The 14,725-nt window shown below is 72.0% G+C and carries 14 protein-coding genes and 1 pseudogene; 11 read left to right on the plus strand and 4 right to left on the minus strand.

Annotated features, from left to right (window positions below; translation table 11 throughout):
* From ABD378_RS19495 to ABD378_RS19520, 6 genes are all read left to right on the plus strand, one after another.
* On the plus strand, nt 1–745 hold a 745-nt coding region (locus ABD378_RS19495; protein WP_344522196.1), incomplete at its 5' end, for a helix-turn-helix domain-containing protein.
* 146 nt (nt 746–891) lie between these two features.
* Nucleotides 892–2,334, plus strand: a complete 1,443-nt coding sequence (locus ABD378_RS19500) for a serine hydrolase domain-containing protein (RefSeq protein WP_344522197.1) — start codon at nt 892–894, stop codon at nt 2,332–2,334.
* Nucleotides 2,331–3,956: a serine hydrolase gene (locus tag ABD378_RS19505; protein WP_344522198.1), complete on the plus strand. Its 1,626-nt coding sequence runs from the start codon at nt 2,331–2,333 to the stop codon at nt 3,954–3,956. Before ABD378_RS19500 ends, ABD378_RS19505 begins: the two co-directional genes overlap by 4 nt.
* An 80-nt stretch (nt 3,957–4,036) precedes the next feature.
* Nucleotides 4,037–5,638 carry an ABC transporter substrate-binding protein gene (locus tag ABD378_RS19510; protein ID WP_344522199.1) on the plus strand — a complete coding sequence of 534 codons (1,602 nt, stop codon included), beginning with the start codon at nt 4,037–4,039 and terminating at the stop codon, nt 5,636–5,638.
* Between the two features lie 183 nt (nt 5,639–5,821).
* On the plus strand, nt 5,822–6,697 hold the full coding sequence (locus ABD378_RS19515; protein WP_344522200.1) for an undecaprenyl-diphosphate phosphatase: 876 nt from the start codon (nt 5,822–5,824) through the stop codon (nt 6,695–6,697).
* 90 nt (nt 6,698–6,787) lie between these two features.
* Nucleotides 6,788–7,102 carry a DUF6401 family natural product biosynthesis protein gene (locus ABD378_RS19520; RefSeq protein ID WP_344522201.1) on the plus strand — a complete coding sequence of 105 codons (315 nt, stop codon included), beginning with the start codon at nt 6,788–6,790 and terminating at the stop codon, nt 7,100–7,102.
* A 12-nt stretch (nt 7,103–7,114) separates the two neighbouring features.
* Here ABD378_RS19520 and ABD378_RS19525 read toward each other — a convergent pair whose 3' ends face one another.
* Complete coding sequence (locus ABD378_RS19525) at nt 7,115–7,945, minus strand: mechanosensitive ion channel family protein (protein ID WP_344522202.1); 831 nt, start codon at nt 7,943–7,945, stop codon at nt 7,115–7,117.
* Between the two features lie 271 nt (nt 7,946–8,216).
* Between ABD378_RS19525 and ABD378_RS19530 the strand changes: the two genes are divergently transcribed.
* The gene (locus ABD378_RS19530) at nt 8,217–8,396 is read left to right on the plus strand and encodes a hypothetical protein (protein ID WP_344522203.1); all 180 of its coding nucleotides are present in this window, start codon (nt 8,217–8,219) and stop codon (nt 8,394–8,396) included.
* 24 nt (nt 8,397–8,420) lie between these two features.
* Here ABD378_RS19530 and ABD378_RS19535 read toward each other — a convergent pair whose 3' ends face one another.
* On the minus strand, nt 8,421–9,032 hold the full coding sequence (locus ABD378_RS19535) for an HAD family hydrolase (protein ID WP_344522204.1): 612 nt from the start codon (nt 9,030–9,032) through the stop codon (nt 8,421–8,423).
* A gap of 103 nt (nt 9,033–9,135) precedes the next feature.
* Here ABD378_RS19535 and ABD378_RS19540 point away from each other — a divergent pair, with 103 nt between their 5' ends.
* A complete protein-coding gene (locus tag ABD378_RS19540) occupies nt 9,136–9,663 on the plus strand; it encodes a nuclear transport factor 2 family protein (protein ID WP_344522205.1) in 528 nt (175 codons plus the stop codon).
* A 91-nt stretch (nt 9,664–9,754) separates the two neighbouring features.
* Nucleotides 9,755–11,431: an apolipoprotein N-acyltransferase gene (gene lnt / locus ABD378_RS19545; RefSeq protein WP_344522206.1), complete on the plus strand. Its 1,677-nt coding sequence runs from the start codon at nt 9,755–9,757 to the stop codon at nt 11,429–11,431.
* Here lnt and ABD378_RS19550 read toward each other — a convergent pair.
* The gene (locus ABD378_RS19550; RefSeq protein ID WP_344522209.1) at nt 11,355–12,260 is read right to left on the minus strand and encodes a Gfo/Idh/MocA family protein; all 906 of its coding nucleotides are present in this window, start codon (nt 12,258–12,260) and stop codon (nt 11,355–11,357) included. The two genes, lnt and ABD378_RS19550, sit on opposite strands and share 77 nt — an antisense overlap.
* A 30-nt stretch (nt 12,261–12,290) precedes the next feature.
* Nucleotides 12,291–13,511, minus strand: a complete 1,221-nt coding sequence (locus ABD378_RS19555) for an FAD-dependent monooxygenase (RefSeq protein ID WP_344522207.1) — start codon at nt 13,509–13,511, stop codon at nt 12,291–12,293.
* A 90-nt stretch (nt 13,512–13,601) separates the two neighbouring features.
* Between ABD378_RS19555 and ABD378_RS19560 the strand changes: the two genes are divergently transcribed.
* Both ABD378_RS19560 and ABD378_RS19565 read left to right on the plus strand, forming a co-directional pair.
* Nucleotides 13,602–14,213: a TetR/AcrR family transcriptional regulator gene (locus tag ABD378_RS19560; RefSeq protein WP_344522208.1), complete on the plus strand. Its 612-nt coding sequence runs from the start codon at nt 13,602–13,604 to the stop codon at nt 14,211–14,213.
* A gap of 289 nt (nt 14,214–14,502) precedes the next feature.
* A pseudogene (locus ABD378_RS19565) lies at nt 14,503–14,725 on the plus strand (hypothetical protein); the annotation flags it as partial.

Here is a 14,725-nt window from a genome sequence, read left to right on the forward strand (position 1 = left end):
CGTGGCCCGCCTAGGGCTCGCCGAACAGCCGGGCGTGGTGCTCGCCCTCGCCGTCGCCGACCGCACGGGCGGCGACCGGTCCGCCGCGCGGCACGCACGGTACGTGGCCGAACGGCAGCGCCTTGCCGACGCGTTCGCGATGCACCTGACCGCCGTGCACCCCCGTTCCGCCGCCGCGCTCGTCGGTGACGTCGTCTACGGCATCGTCCCGGCACCGGCCGGTCGTCCGGACGCCGAGGAGCGGGCCGCACGGGTCGCGGACGAGTTCCTTGAACGCGTGGGCGAGCGGCAGGAGTTGCTCTTCGGGGTCGGCCCGCTCGCGCGGGAGAGCTCCGCCCTGCCCGCGTCACGGGCAGGCGCCGACCGGGCGCTGCGGGTGCTGCACGCGGGCGACGGAGCCCGCTCGGTGGCCCGCATCACCGACGTACTCGTGGAGTCGCTGCTCCTTGAACTCGCCGACGTGATCGCCGAACGCGGCGACCCGCCGTCCGGTCCCGTGGCCCGGCTCGGCGCGTACGACGCGGCGCACCACACCTGTCTGGTGGAGACGCTGCGGGCCTGGCTCGACGCGTTCGGCGACGTGGCGGCGGCGTCCGCCGCCGTCCATGTGCACCCGAACACCTTCCGCTACCGGCTGCGGCGGCTCGCGGAGGTGGGCGAGCTCGACCTCACGGATTCCGACGCGCGCTTCGCCGCCATGCTGCAACTGCGGCTGTGGCCGCGGGCGCGGGCGCGACGGTCCTAGCAGCTCACCCCACCGGTTTGGTGCCGGTCGATGGAACGGGGCCTCCCGCATGGTGCGCGCGGACGAATCGCCGCTCGCGGGCCGCGGCCTAGCCTCGCTGCCAGTTCGACCGAACCGCCCGATGGCCGAGGGAGACGAGGAGACGCATGTCGAAGACGAAGACGCAGACGAAGACGCAGACACCGTCGGGAGCCAAGGCGCAGCCACAACTCGACGCACTCCAGGCGTGGTTGGACGGACGCCTCTCGGAACTGCTCGACGAGAACCAGGTACCGGGTGCCGCCGTCGCCGTGAGCGTCGGTGACATGGTGATCGACGCCGCAGCGGGCCTCCTCAGCAAGGACACGGGGGTGGAGGCGACCCCGGACTCCCTCTTCCAGATCGGCTCGATCACCAAGGTCTGGACGACGACCCTCGCGATGCAGCTCGTCGACGAGGGCAAACTGGATCTCGACGCACCCGTCCGCGACCACCTCCCGGACTTCAAGCTCGCCGACGACGAGGCCGCAGCGCGCGTCACCGTCCGGCAGCTGATGTGCCATGTCTCCGGATTCGAGGGCGACTTCTTCACCGACACCGGCCAGGGCGACGACTGCCTGGAGAAGTTCGTCGCCACGCTCGGCGGCACACCCCAACTGTTCGCGCCGGGCGAGCGGTTCTCGTACAACAACGCCGCCTACTGCGTGCTCGGCCGGATCGTCGAGGTGCTGCGCGAGAAGCCGTACGACGCGTGTCTGCGCGAGCACCTCTTCGCCCCGCTCGGCCTCACGCACGCGGCCACTGGACCGTACGAGGCGATCCTGCACCGGGCGGCGGTCGGCCACATCCGGGCCACCCCGGACGCCGATCCGCGGCCCGCGCAGGTGTGGGCACTGGTCCGCTCGAACGCCGCGGCGGGGGCGATGCTCGCGATGCGGCCCCGCGATCTGCTGACGTTCGCCCGGATGCACCTGGCCGACGGCCTGGGGCCTGACGGCGCGCGGGTGCTCGGTGCCCAGAGCGCGCGAGCCATGCGCCGACCGCACGTGGACGTACCGCGCCTTGGGCTCATGGGCGACTCGTGGGGGCTGGGCTGGGAGATCTTCGACTTCCCCGGTGGCACCGTCGTCGGCCACGACGGCGGCACCATCGGCCAGTCCGCGTTCCTGCGCGTCGTGCCGGGGCACGACATCGCGGTGGCGGTCCTGACCAACGGCGGCGACCCGTTCGCCCTGTACACCGAGATCGTCGGCCGCGTCCTGCGCGACCTCGCCGGCATCGAACTGCCCGCACTGCCGGTGCCGGACCCCGGGGCGCCGCGCGTCGACGCGTCGCGGTACGTCGGTACGTACGCGTCGTCGGCCGCCGACACGGTGGTCAGCCAGGACGCCGACGGACGGGTGTGGGCCGAGCGGACCCCGAAGGGGATCTTCGCCGAACTCGGCGGCGGGCAGGAGCGGATCGAACTGGTGGCCGCGGGTGCGGACACACTGATCACCGCCGAGCCCGAGCACGGCGTGCACCGGCTGCACGCCTTCGTCGGCGACGACGGCGAAGGCCACGCACAGTTCCTGCACACCGGGCGCGCCGACCGCAGGGTGGCGCCGTGAACGACGTGGGCAACGCGGGCAACGTGGCCGAGCGGATCGAGGCGGTCTTCGCGGAGGCCGGCGCGCGCGGCTTTCTGCACGCGTACGAGGTGGGGCGCGCGAAGGGCCCCGAGGTGGCGGTCGGCGCGGACGAACCGGTGGTGCTCGCGTCGGTCTTCAAGATCCCTGTCGCGGTCGCGTACGCCCGTGAAGTCGCCGCCGGGCGCCTGGACGAGCAGGAGCGGACGCGGATTCCCGCGCGCTTTCGCATCGGCGGGATCGGCACGGCGGGCTGCTCCGACGACGTGGAGATGACCTGGCGCGACGTGGCGCTGTTCATGCTGACGATGAGCGACAACGCGGCCACCGACGTCCTCTGGCACCGCCTCGGCCGCACTGCCGTGGACACGGTACTCACCGAACTCGGCCTCTCCCATACGCGTTTGACCGGCTGCTGCGAGGACCTGTTCGCCTCGTTCGCGGCGGAACTCGGCGTGCCGTGGGTGCCGCCGGGGGGTTCGGGCGACTCGGGCGACTCGGGCGACTCGGGCGACTGGGGCGGCTCGGCCAGCCCAGGCGGCTCGGCCAGCTCGGGCGGCTCGGGCAGTTCGGGCGACTCAGGCAGCTCAAGCGGCTCGGGCAGCCCAGGCAGCTCGGCCAGGTCGGCCAGTTCGGGCGACTCTGGCAGCCCAGGCAGTTCGGGCGACTCGGGCAGCTCGGCCAGTTCGGGCGACTCAGGCAGCCCAGGCAGTTTGGGCGGCACGGGCAGCTCGGGCAGCTCGGCCAGCCCAGGCGGCTCGGCCAGTTCAGGCGACGCGGGCAGTTCAGGCGGCGCGGGCAGTTCGGGCAGCTCGGCCAGCCCAGGCAGTTCGGCCAGTTCGGCCAGTTCGGGCGGCTCAGGCAGCTCAGGCAGCTCGGCCAGCTCAGGCAGCTCGGGCGACTCGGGCAGCCCAGACAGCTCGGGCGACTCGGGCAGTTCGGGCGACTCGGGCGGCTCGGCCAGCCCAGGCAGCTCGGCCACCTCAGGCAGCCCCGGCAGCTCGAACGGCCCAGGCAGTTCGGGCAGCTCGGACAGCCCAGGCGGCTCGGACGGCCCGGGCGCCCCAAGCGGCACGGACAACCCAGGCAGCCCAGACAGCCCACGCGGCTCGGACGGCCCGGGCGCCCCATGCGGCACGGACAACCCAGGCAGCCCAGACAGCCCACGCGGCGACCCCCTCGACTTCGAGCGTGTTCTCGCGGCGGCGACGCCCCAGCAGATCTGGCGGAGCGCCGAGCTCGACCCCGCCCGCACTACGGCCTCGACACCGCGCGACATTACCCGGCTCCTCGACGCGATCTGGACCGACCGGGCCGGACCACCCGAAGCGTGCGAACGGGTACGGAGCATGATGGCCCGTCAGATCTGGCCGCACCGCCTGTCTTCCGGCTTCGCGTCCGGGGTCACGGTCGCCGCGAAGACCGGCACGCTGCCCGCCGTGCGCAACGAAGCCGGCGTGGTGACCTGCCCCGACGGCCGCCGCTTCGCCGTGGCGGTCTTCACCCGGGCCGCCACCCTCGACGAACGGCTGCCCGCCGTCGATGCGTCCATCGGACGGGCCGCCCGCCTCGCCGTCGACCACCTGCGGGAGTACGCCGCCTGAGGCCGCCCGCTGAAGCACGCGCCAGCGGGGCGGCGCGCGCCGCCCGTACACCACCAACCCCAACCCGCAGGGAGACACGGATGAGATCTGCGCGGATCGCCGCCGCGGTCATCGGCGCCGCCGCACTGGGCCTCACCGGTTGCGGCGGGGCGCCGAACGCCGGCGGCCCCGCGGCCTCGGGCGGCAGCCTGGCCGACGGCAGGAGCTTCACCATGGCGATGCCTTCCGACCCCGGCACGCTCGACCCGGCGATGACCGTCATGGCGACCGCCATCCAGGTCGACCGCTTCCTGTACGACCCGCTGATCCACGTGGCGAAGGACGGCCGCGTGGCCGCGGGCCTCGCCGAGAAGTGGGAGGCCGACACCACCACGGCCCGCTTCACGCTGCGGCCCAGCCTCACCTGCGCGGACGGTGCGCCGCTGACCGCCCGGGACGTGGCGGCGAACATCGCCTTCGTGGCCGACCCGAAGAACAGGTCGCCGCTGGCCGGCCTGTACGTGAACCCGGGCACCAAGGCGAAGGCCGATCCCACGACCCGTGAGATCACCGTCACCAGCAAGATCCCCGACGCCTTCCTGCTGCGCGACATCGGCATGCTGCCCATGGTCTGCGGCAAGGGCATGGACGACCGCGCCTCGCTCGCCAAGGGGCAGCACGGCACCGGCATGTACACCCTCACCGAGGCGGTGCCGGGCGATCACTACACCCTGACCCGGCGCAAGGACTACACCTGGGGTCCGGGCGCGTGGAAGGCCGGGGAGAAAGGACTGCCGGACAAGGTCCACATCCGCGTCATCGCCAACGAGACCACCGCCGCGAACCTGCTCCTCTCCGGCGAACTGAACGCCGCGAGCCTGGGCGGACCCGACCAGCAGCGCCTCATCGGCCGTGGCCAGTTCCACGCCGACTCGACCTCCGCGCGGGGCCAGATGTGGTTCAACCAGGCTCCGGGCGGCCCGGCACGGGACGAACAGGTGCGGCGTGCCCTCGCCAGGGCCGTCGACCTGGGGGACATCGGCAAGGTGCTCACCGCGGGCACCGGCAGGCCGTCGCGAGGCCTCATCACCATCGACCCGAAGGCCTGCAAGGACGACACGGTGGCCGGGGACCTGCCGGCCCACGACGTACGCGCGGCCAAGTCCCTGCTGGACAAGGCGGGCTGGAAGGAGAACGCCGAGGGGCTCCGCGTGAAGAACGGCAAGCGCCTGACCCTGACCCTCCTCTACCCCAGCCAGATCGGGCAGCCGGCCGCGTCCGCGGCGGAGCTGGTCCAGAAGGCGTGGCAGGACGTGGGGGCCGATGTCACGATCCGGGGCATCGACAACACGGGCATCAACCAGGTGGTCGCGGGCAACGCGTCCTGGGACGCCGCCGTCCTGCCGCTCGGCGTGGCGCTCCCGCCGCAGCTCAGGCCGTTCGTCTCCGGACCGAAGCCCCCGGACGGCACGAACTTCGCCCACATCGAGAACGACGCGTACGCGGCCCTCGCCGACAAGGCATCGCGCATGCCGGGCACCGAGGGCTGCCCCACCTGGAGCCGCGCCGAGTCGGCACTGATCACTTCGGTGGACGTGGTGCCCTTCGTCGACGCGGTCCTGCCGACGTTCGGGGCGGGAGCACGGTTCGAGGTGAGCCACGGCAGCATCACGCCGTCGTCGGTCCGCATGTACGGGAGCTGAAGGGAGAAGGCACGAGGAGCGCCGCCGCCCACGGACGGCGGCCCTCCGGCGGTCTCGTAACCAAGTGACGCTACGCTGCCCCACGGCAAGGGAGTGATCACCCCTCGCTCTCATACCTCCCGTATCCCCCATCACATGACCGCACCCGCAGCCCATGATCCGTAGTTGGACGGCGCAGTTTCCATGTCTTGGCTTGAATCCTTCATTCTCGGGCTCGTCCAGGGACTGACCGAGTTCCTCCCGATCTCGTCCAGCGCGCATCTGCGGCTGACCGCGGCGTTCGCGGGCTGGCACGATCCGGGGGCCGCGTTCACCGCGATCACCCAGATCGGCACCGAGGCCGCCGTGCTGATCTACTTCCGCAAGGACATCGCGAGGATCATCTCCGCGTGGTTCGGCTCACTCTTCGGCAAGGTCCCGCGCTCGGACCACGACGCGCAGATGGGCTGGCTCGTCATCGTCGGCTCGATCCCGATCGGCGTGCTCGGCGTCACGTTCAAGGACCAGATCGAGGGCCCGTTCCGCGATCTGCGGCTCATCGCCACGACGCTGATCGTCATGGGCATCGTCCTCGGCATCGCCGACCGCCTCGCGGCCCGCGACGAGACCGGCGCCAAGCACCGCGCGGTCAAGGAGCGCAAGAGCCTGAAGGAACTGGGCGTCCGCGACGGACTGATCTTCGGCATCTGCCAGGCGATGGCCCTGATCCCCGGCGTCTCCCGCTCCGGCGCCACCATCAGCGGCGGCCTGCTCATGGGCTACACCCGCGAGGCCGCGGCCCGCTACTCCTTCCTGCTCGCCATCCCGGCCGTCCTCGCGTCCGGCGCCTTCGAGCTCAAGGACGCGGGCGAGGGCGGGCACGTGTCCTGGGGCCCGACGATCTTCGCGACGATCATCGCCTTCATTGTCGGATATGCCGTAATTGCGTGGTTTATGAAGTTCATTACGACCAAGAGCTTCATGCCGTTCGTGTACTACCGGATCCTGCTCGGCATCGTGCTCTTCGCCCTGGTGGGCGCGGGCGCGCTCAGTCCGCACGCGGGAGAGTCGGCGGGCTGAGGTCCGCCCCCGGCCGCAGCGGGGGCGCTGTGACCAATGGCATGCCGAAAGACCCTCTTCAGGAGGGTTTGACCGGCCTACGGTGAGGGGATGTCGCCCCTCGCCCGCATCAGCGCCTCGTACGCCCCGCGCTTCGCCGAGTTCGCCTTCGAGCCCGGCTTCACGGCCGCCGTGGACCAGCACGTCGCGGAGTTGCGAGAGCGGCTCGAGATGCGCGCGGCCGGGCTGGTGCCGCCGGCGCCCGACCCGGAGATCCTCTCCGACTACGCGCTGGGGTTTCTCGACGCGCTGTCCGAGAACGGATGGCGCGAGCCGGTGGGCCACGACTACGCGGTGTGCCGCCTCACCGCCATCTCCTGGCTGGTGAGGCGGCACGACCTGGTGCCGGAGTCCGCCGGGTCCTGAGACCCGGACCGGTCACATGTCGTCGCGCATGTCGCCACGCGGGTGGCTGCCCGTGTCGCCACGCATGTCACCGCGCAGGTCGCTGCGCTCGCGCTCCCGCACGGGCTGGTTGGCCATCGCGTCCTGACGGCCCGCCTGGTAGGCACTGACGCTGCCACGCGCCTTGGCCGTCTCCTGCTCCGCCGTGTTCAGCCAGCGCTCCCAGCGCTGCTTCATCGGGCCGATGAGGCCGCCGCCCACGCCGACGATCAGGATGCCCGCGCCGGCCGCGAGCGCCGCGTACAGAACGGGCTGGGTGACAGTCGTGGCGATGCCCGCCTGACCGAGGGCCGCGATCACACCGAGCGCGACGATGCAGACCCAGACGATCGTGCCGATGGTCTTCCCGTACGACATCGAGGACAGGGCACTGGTGACGATGTCGCGTACGACGTTGGCCACCGCCATGGCGACGACCATCAGCACGATGGCGACGACGGCGCGCGGAATCCAGGAGACGATGCCGTCGAGCATGTTGGAGACCGGGTTGCTGCCGAAGACACCGAAGGCGATCTGCAGGGTGATCAGGAGCAGGGCGTAGTACACGACCTTGCAGACGATCCCCGTCATGTCGTACTTGGAGTTCGCCAGCATCCGGGATGCGCCCGCCCGTTCGGCGAGTTTCTCGGAGCCGACCTTGCGCAGAACCCGGTCGAGAACCCTGGCGATCATCTTCGACACGAACCAGCCGATGACCAGGACGACCAGGAAGCCGAGCAGTTTCGGCACGAATTGAGCGACCTTCGACCAGGCGTCGTTGAGGCCCTGGGTGAAGTCCACGGAGAGACTGATGTACTGGGACATGAGTGGTCCTCCACTCGATGGGCCCCGGGCGCCACGACGGCGTCAGGGCGACGAATCCCCCACGGCGCGCGGCTTCCGGCGCGTCCCTTCTCCCTGGATATCAGGAGCCGCGGCCATGGACGGCGCCGAGATGGGCCGTCCGGGTGACGGGCTGTGACGCGCCCGCTCCTGTGCGCTCCGGCGCGGCGGCGAGCCGCGCGGCTCCTCACTTGGGGGATCTGCTCAGTAGCTGACAGTTCCGATTGTCGTAGCTATCCCCTAGGCTTGACGCATGCCCTTAAGCCCTCACCCCCGTGGTTCCGTACGGTCTGCCGCGGAATTGAACGAGCGGATCCGCGGCCTGTGGATGCGCGCCGGTGGTCGCCTCTCGGCCGAACAGCGCCGTGAGTACGAACAGTTGGTGACGGAGTGGGCTGCTGCCGTGCGCGAAGAGGTCGTTGAAGCGGCCTAGTCGGCGCCCCGGCGCCCGCACGCCCTAGCGCGAATCCGTGAACTCCTCGATGCGCGCGAGGGTTTCCACCGTTCCTGTGTGCACGTGGCCCGCCATCCCCAAGACTCGCGCCGCCGCGACATTTCGGGGGACGTCGTCGATGAACAGCGCCCGCGCGGGCTCGATGCCGAGCAGCCGCAGCGCGATCTCGTAGATCCGCCGGTCCGGCTTGGCGCATCCGACCTCGCAGGACAGGACGAGGTGATCGGCGATGTCCACCAGGCCGCCGTCCGACATCCGCTCGCGCAGGCCGGGCCAGGTGTTGCTCACGACGGCCGTCGGGACGCCCCGCATCCGCAGACCGCGCAGGCAGGCCACGAGCGCCTCCTCCCAGGTCTCCCTGGCCGCCAGGTCCCGGCGCAGCTCGGCGATCACGTCAGGACCCGTGCGGAGCCGCTCCCGGACCGTGTCCCACCACACGTCCTCGCTGACACGGCCGACGAGGACCCCGGAGTCGTTCCCCTCGTACAGAGCGGCCATGAAGGCAGCGGGCGGGATGCCAAGGCGCCTGCCCCAGTCGGTCGCGACGGCGGGCAGGTACTCGCGGACGAGCACACCGCCGACATCGATCAGGACGCCACGCGCGTGCGGACTCATGGGCCGTACCCTCGCCGAGCCGCACCCTCGCCGTCAACGACCGCCAACCGCCAGTTCCTGCACGCCTCTTGGCTGGGCACCCCCCGTGCCCAACACTGACCCGATGACGCAGCGCGTGGAACTCGCCGCCGTGATGGACCGGTTGGCCATCGACTCCCTCATCACCGAGTACGCAGTGACCGTCGACGACGGCGACTGGGATGCCTACCAGCGGCTCTTCACCCCGGACGGACGCGCCGACTACAGCTCGGCGGGCGGCATCGACGCGAGCGCCGCCGACGTGGCCGGGTGGCTGGCCGGGACGATGGAACTCTTCCCGATGCGCCAGCATCTGATCGTCAACAGGAGGCTGCGCTTCGGGACACTCGACCAGGACATCGGCGACACCGCGCAGGTACAGGCCGACTACGTGAACCCGATGCGCTTCGCCTCACCCGAGGGCGAGCGCGAGGCCGTCGGGGGCGGCGACGGGGGCGGCGACTCCTCCGCCTCCGCCCCGGACTTCATCTGCGGCGGCCGCTACGCCTTCACCACGCTGCGTACGCACGAGGGCTGGCGGCTGCGTCAGGTGACCGTGCAGGAGAAGTGGCGCCAAGTACAGCAACGGTCCCGGAGTCACACCCCCGGCTGAGGAAACGGCACGGTAGGCGCACTGTCCTAGATCGTCCGGGGCGCGCACACTGGAGGAACCACCGGGCGTCGGGGCCGAGGGGAGGCGCTGCATGGATCCACTCAGCGACGACCGGGACCGGCAGCGGCCACGCCTTTCGGCCGGATCGGCGACGGGGCTGCTCGCCTCGGCCCGCCCGCGCGGCGTCCTGGCCGTCTTCGTCGGCGCCCTGCCCGCCCTCACCTTCCCCGCCCCGTCGCTGTGGTGGTTCGCCTACGTCGCGCTCGTGCCCTGGATCCTGCTCGCGCGCTCGGCGGACACCGGGCGCAGGGCGGCGCTCGACGGATGGCTCGGCGGCCTCGGGTTCATGGTGGCGGCGCATCACTGGCTGCTGCCGAGCCTGCATGTGTTCACCCTCGTCATCGCCGCGCTGCTCGGCCTGTTGTGGGCGCCGTGGGGCTGGCTGGTGCGGCGCCTGCTGGGCGGGGTGGCGTCGCCGGGGCGGACCGCGGCCGCGCTGGTCGTCCTGCCCTCCGCCTGGCTGATGGTCGAACTGGTCAGGTCCTGGGAGGGCCTCGGCGGGCCGTGGGGGCTTCTCGGCTCCAGTCAGTGGCAGGTGGGGCCCGCCCTGCGCCTCGCGTCGGTCGGCGGGGTGTGGCTGGTCAGCGCCCTGATCGTCACCCTGAACACCGGCATCGCGGCGCTCGCCGTGGCCCATGCCGCACGCCCGCCGGGGACGTCACGCACGGCCGCGGCGAGGACCATTCCCGCCACAGCCGGGCTTGTGGCCGTGGCCGCCGTGACCACCTCCGCCTGGGCCTGGGCCCCGCGCCCCGAGCCTGCGGGCCGGATGCGTGTGGCCGTCGTCCAGCCCGGCGTCATCGACGGGGTCGGCAGCGCCGACAAGCGGCTCGCGCGCGAGGAGGCGCTGACCCGCGACCTCGCGGGCCGGGACCTGGACCTCGTCGTGTGGGGCGAGAGCAGCGTCGGCCACGACCTCGCGCAGCGCCCCGACGTCGCCCGGCGGATAGCCGCGCTGTCCCGGGAGGTCGGCGCCGACATCCTGGTGAACGTGGACGCGCGCCGCTCCGACAAGCCGGGCATCTTCAAGAGTTCCGTACTCGTCGGCCCCCAGGGCCCCACCGGCGACCGTTACGACAAGATGCGGCTCGTCCCCTTCGGCGAGTACGTCCCCGCGCGCGATCTCCTCGGCTGGGCGACGTCCGTGGGCAAGGCGGCGGGCGAGGACCGCATGCGCGGCGAGCGTCCGGTGGTGATGGACGTCGGGAACGGCCTGAGGGTCGGCCCGCTGGTGTGCTTCGAATCGGCGTTCCCCGACATGAGCCGTCATCTGACGCGCGAGGGCGCCCAGTTGCTGCTCGCGCAGTCGTCCACCTCGACGTTCCAGTCCAGCTGGGCACCCGAGCAGCACGCCTCGCTCGCCGCCGTGCGGGCCGCCGAGACCGGCCGCCCCATGGTGCACGCCACGCTCACCGGCGTCTCCGCGGTGTACGGCCCGGACGGCGAGCGCGTCGGAGCGCCGCTGGGCACATCGGCGAGCGCCACGGCGACGTACGACATTCCGCTGGCCGAGGGCGTCACGCCGTACGTCAGGCTGGGCGACTGGCCCGTGCACGCGGCCCTCGGTGTGCTCGCGGTGCTGTGCGCGGCCGAGGCCGCGCGTTCCCTGCGGGGGTCCGCGAAGGGACGACTCAGGCAGCCTGCTCCTGAGCCGCACGAACCACACGCTCGCACAGCTCATGGGTCGCGAGCGCATCCCGGGCACTGAGCACCTTGCCCGCGCGCACGGCGTCGAGGAAGGCGAGCACGACCTGCTCGATGCCGCGCTGCCGGGCCACCGGCACCCAGTCGCCGCGCCGCCGCATGCTGGGCTGGCCCTTGTGGTCGATGACGTCGGCAAGGTTGAGCACCAGCCGCTTGGTGTCCTGGCCGGACACCTCGAGAATCTCCTCGGTGGAGCCGCTCATCCGGTTCATCACGCCGAGCGCGGTGAACCCGTCCCCGGCGAGCTGCAGCACGATGTGCTCCAGGAGCCCGTCCTGCATGCGGGCGCGCACGCCGACGTGGTCGATCGGTCCCGGTGCCAGGAAGCGCAGCGTGTCCACGACGTGGATGAAGTCGTCGAGGACGAGCGTGCGCACGTCCTCAGGCAGACCGACGCGGTTCTTCTGCATCAGGATCAGCTCGCGGGGGTGCTCGACGCACTGCGCGTAGCCGGGTGCGAAGCGTCGGTTGAACCCGACGGCCAGGCTGATCCCGCGCTCCTCGGCCAGGCGTACGAGCCGCTCCGAGTCGGCGAGTTCGTACGCGATGGGCTTGTCGACGTAGGTGGCCACGCCCGCTTCGAGGAGCCGGGTCACGATCTCCGGGTGGGCGGCGGTCGAGGCGTGCACGAAGGCGGCGTCGATGCCCTGGGCGAGCAGCGCGTCCAGGTCGGTGTGGCAGCGCTCTTCAGGGATGTGGTGGACGCCCGCGACGCGGGCGAGGGTCGCGGGCGTGCGCGTCTGCAGGTGCAGCTCGACCCCCGGCAGGGTGGTGAGCACAGGCAGATAGGCCTTCTGCGCGATGTCACCAAGTCCGATACAGCCGACCTTCACCACTGTCCCTTGTCTCCTCTGCCGCTGACGCTACCGCTGTGCGAATTTCGTTCCCGCAGCATACGGCCGCTGCGGCGGGCGCCAGTCGGCGATCGAGGCGAAGCTCCGCAGGATGAGGTTCGGGCCGAGGCGCGCCGCCGCCGCGATGAGTTCGTTGCGTACGGCGATGAGCGGGGCGCTCGTCAGGTGGTTCATGCGGGCGGCGCGCGCCGCCTGCCGGACGATCGCCGTGGTACGCGGCACCCGTGCCGCGCTGTAGCCGGCGAGCCCCGCGGCCAGGTCGCTTCCCGGGGCCACGTGGTGGGCCAGCACGACGCCGTCCTCGATGGCCTGGTTGCCGCCCTGGGCCAGGGTGGGCGCCATGGCGTGCGCGGAGTCGCCGATGAGGGCGACGCGGCCCCGGTGGTAGTGGGTGAGCGGCGTGCTCATGTGGCGCACGTCGTTGCGCAGGATGTCCTCGGGGCGTGCGGAGGCGATGATCGCGGGGATCGGGTCGTGCCAGTCGGCGAAGCGTCGCGTCAGCTCTGCCTTCTCGCCGTCGGGGCTGTGGCCGCCTTCGGGGACGGTTGCGGTGGCGTACGCGTAGATCCTGCCGTCCTTGAGCGGGTGGGTGCCCCAGACACCGCCGCGGCCCCAGGTCTCGTGCGGTTCGAAGGTGCGGTCGGGGGTGGGGACGATCAGCCGCCAGGCGGTGAATCCGGTGTACGTCGGCTGCGGGTGGGCCGGGAACAGGGCCGAGCGCACGGCCGAGTTGATGCCGTCGGCGCCGACCACGAGGTCCGCCTCAATGTCCATGCCGTCGGCGCGGACGACGGCCCTGCCGTCCGCCGTGCCCGGATCGACGAGTTCGGCGCGCACTCCGGTGCGCAGGGCGTCGGCGGGCAGGGCGCGGACGAGCAGCTCGACGAGGGTCGCGCGGTGCACCAGGACGAGCGCGCCGCCGAACTCCTCCGTGGCCGCCGTCGCGCTCGTCCGCACGAGCCAGCGACCGCCCTGCGCGCGCATCCCTCCCCCGCCTTCCCAGGCGGCGAGCTCGCGGACCCGGTCGCCGAGGCCGAGGACGTCCAGTGCGCGCTGGGAGTTGGGGGCGAGTCCGATGCCGGAGCCGATGGGCTCCAGGGTGGCGGCCCGCTCCAGGACGGTGACCCGCCAGCCCGACTGGTGCAGCGCGATGGCGGCGGTGAGGCCTCCGATGCCGCCGCCGATGACAACGGCGTACGGCCTGCGGTCCTGCTCGGTCGGTGACGTCATGGCTCCCCCTGAAGGTTCTCGACTACACCTGTAGTACCCGACGCATCCGACCGTACTACATCTGTAGTGATCGGCGGTAGGCTGGGCTCCATGTCCGTACGCAGCATGGGGTCGTCGCCCCGCACCGAACTGATCGCCGACACGGCGCTCGCCCTGCTCGCCGAGCGCGGCATGCGGGGCCTCACGCACCGGGCCGTGGACGAGGCGGCGGGCCTCCCGCAGGGCTCGACCTCGAACCACGCACGCACCCGCCAGGCGCTCCTGGAGGCGGCGGTGCGGAGGCTGGCGGAGCGCGAGGCGGCAGTGCTCGTCCCCGCCGAGCTGCAGGGCCTCACGGACGTCGGCATGGGCGAGCGCGATCCCCTGACCGCGTCACTCGCCCTCGCCCTGCACCGCTACCTGACGGGCGATCACCGCCACCTGCTGATCGCCCGCTACGAACTGGCCCTGGAGTCCACCCGCAGGCCGGAGCTGCGCGCCTACTACGACGCGGCGGGCGCGCAGTTCAGGGAGCCGCTGGTCACCGTGATGCGGGCCATGGGCTCAACGGCCCCGGAACGCCACGCACTGTCGCTGGCGGCATGGTGCGAGGGCCTGCTGTTCTCATACGTGGCGGGCTCGTACCGCACGAGTACGCCAAGCGAAGAAACCCTACGATCCAGCCTCCACGAGCTGCTGCGCGGAATGCTGGACGAGGCATAACGCCCCGGCCGACACAGCACTTCCACCCCGCCGCTTCGCGGCGGATTCTCCCACCCGACACCACCGGGCAATCGGGTGGGCGGGCGGGAAATATCCGCCGCGAAGCGGGCGGGACCCACCCACGACGACCCGCGGACGAGAACCCCAAGCCCCCACCACGGGCAGCGGATCACCCAAGGCCAACCAAGCCCCCCGGTGCCCCCGCCGGCCAGAGGCGCACTCACCCGTGCGGGCCAACTTCCCCCCATTCCCTCGCCGAACCCGCACCCCACACTCCAGAGTTGCGCGAATGCACCGAACCACGACCGCCGCCACACTCCTGCTCTCCGTGGCGGTCACCGCCGTCTCCGGCTGTGTGAGCGTCGACCGGCAGCCCGCGCAAGGGCCGTCCCCCGCGAGCGCCCCGCCCCCGGCGCCCCGCACCGACGGCGAAAGCCGCCCACGGGTCGTGGAGGCCCCCGCCCGCGAGGCGCTGGAGCTCATCGGACAGCCCCGCGACCCGGCGCCCCGCG

Origin of the sequence: Streptomyces rectiviolaceus (assembly GCF_039533825.1) — a bacterium.
Classification (GTDB): domain Bacteria; phylum Actinomycetota; class Actinomycetes; order Streptomycetales; family Streptomycetaceae; genus Streptomyces; species Streptomyces rectiviolaceus.

Excerpts from the sequence above, each read along its gene's own strand:
- ABD378_RS19500 (WP_344522197.1), top strand. The coding sequence starts at position 892 with ATGTCGAAGACGAAGACGCAGACGAAGACGCAGACACCGTCGGGAGCC.
- ABD378_RS19510 (WP_344522199.1), top strand. The coding sequence starts at position 4,037 with ATGAGATCTGCGCGGATCGCCGCCGCGGTCATCGGCGCCGCCGCACTG.
- ABD378_RS19515 (WP_344522200.1), top strand. The coding sequence starts at position 5,822 with ATGTCTTGGCTTGAATCCTTCATTCTCGGGCTCGTCCAGGGACTGACC.
- ABD378_RS19520 (WP_344522201.1), top strand. The coding sequence starts at position 6,788 with ATGTCGCCCCTCGCCCGCATCAGCGCCTCGTACGCCCCGCGCTTCGCC.
- ABD378_RS19525 (WP_344522202.1), bottom strand. The coding sequence starts at position 7,945 with ATGTCCCAGTACATCAGTCTCTCCGTGGACTTCACCCAGGGCCTCAAC.
- ABD378_RS19530 (WP_344522203.1), top strand. The coding sequence starts at position 8,217 with ATGCCCTTAAGCCCTCACCCCCGTGGTTCCGTACGGTCTGCCGCGGAA.
- ABD378_RS19535 (WP_344522204.1), bottom strand. The coding sequence starts at position 9,032 with ATGAGTCCGCACGCGCGTGGCGTCCTGATCGATGTCGGCGGTGTGCTC.
- ABD378_RS19540 (WP_344522205.1), top strand. The coding sequence starts at position 9,136 with ATGACGCAGCGCGTGGAACTCGCCGCCGTGATGGACCGGTTGGCCATC.
- lnt (WP_344522206.1), top strand. The coding sequence starts at position 9,755 with ATGGATCCACTCAGCGACGACCGGGACCGGCAGCGGCCACGCCTTTCG.
- ABD378_RS19555 (WP_344522207.1), bottom strand. The coding sequence starts at position 13,511 with ATGACGTCACCGACCGAGCAGGACCGCAGGCCGTACGCCGTTGTCATC.
- ABD378_RS19560 (WP_344522208.1), top strand. The coding sequence starts at position 13,602 with ATGTCCGTACGCAGCATGGGGTCGTCGCCCCGCACCGAACTGATCGCC.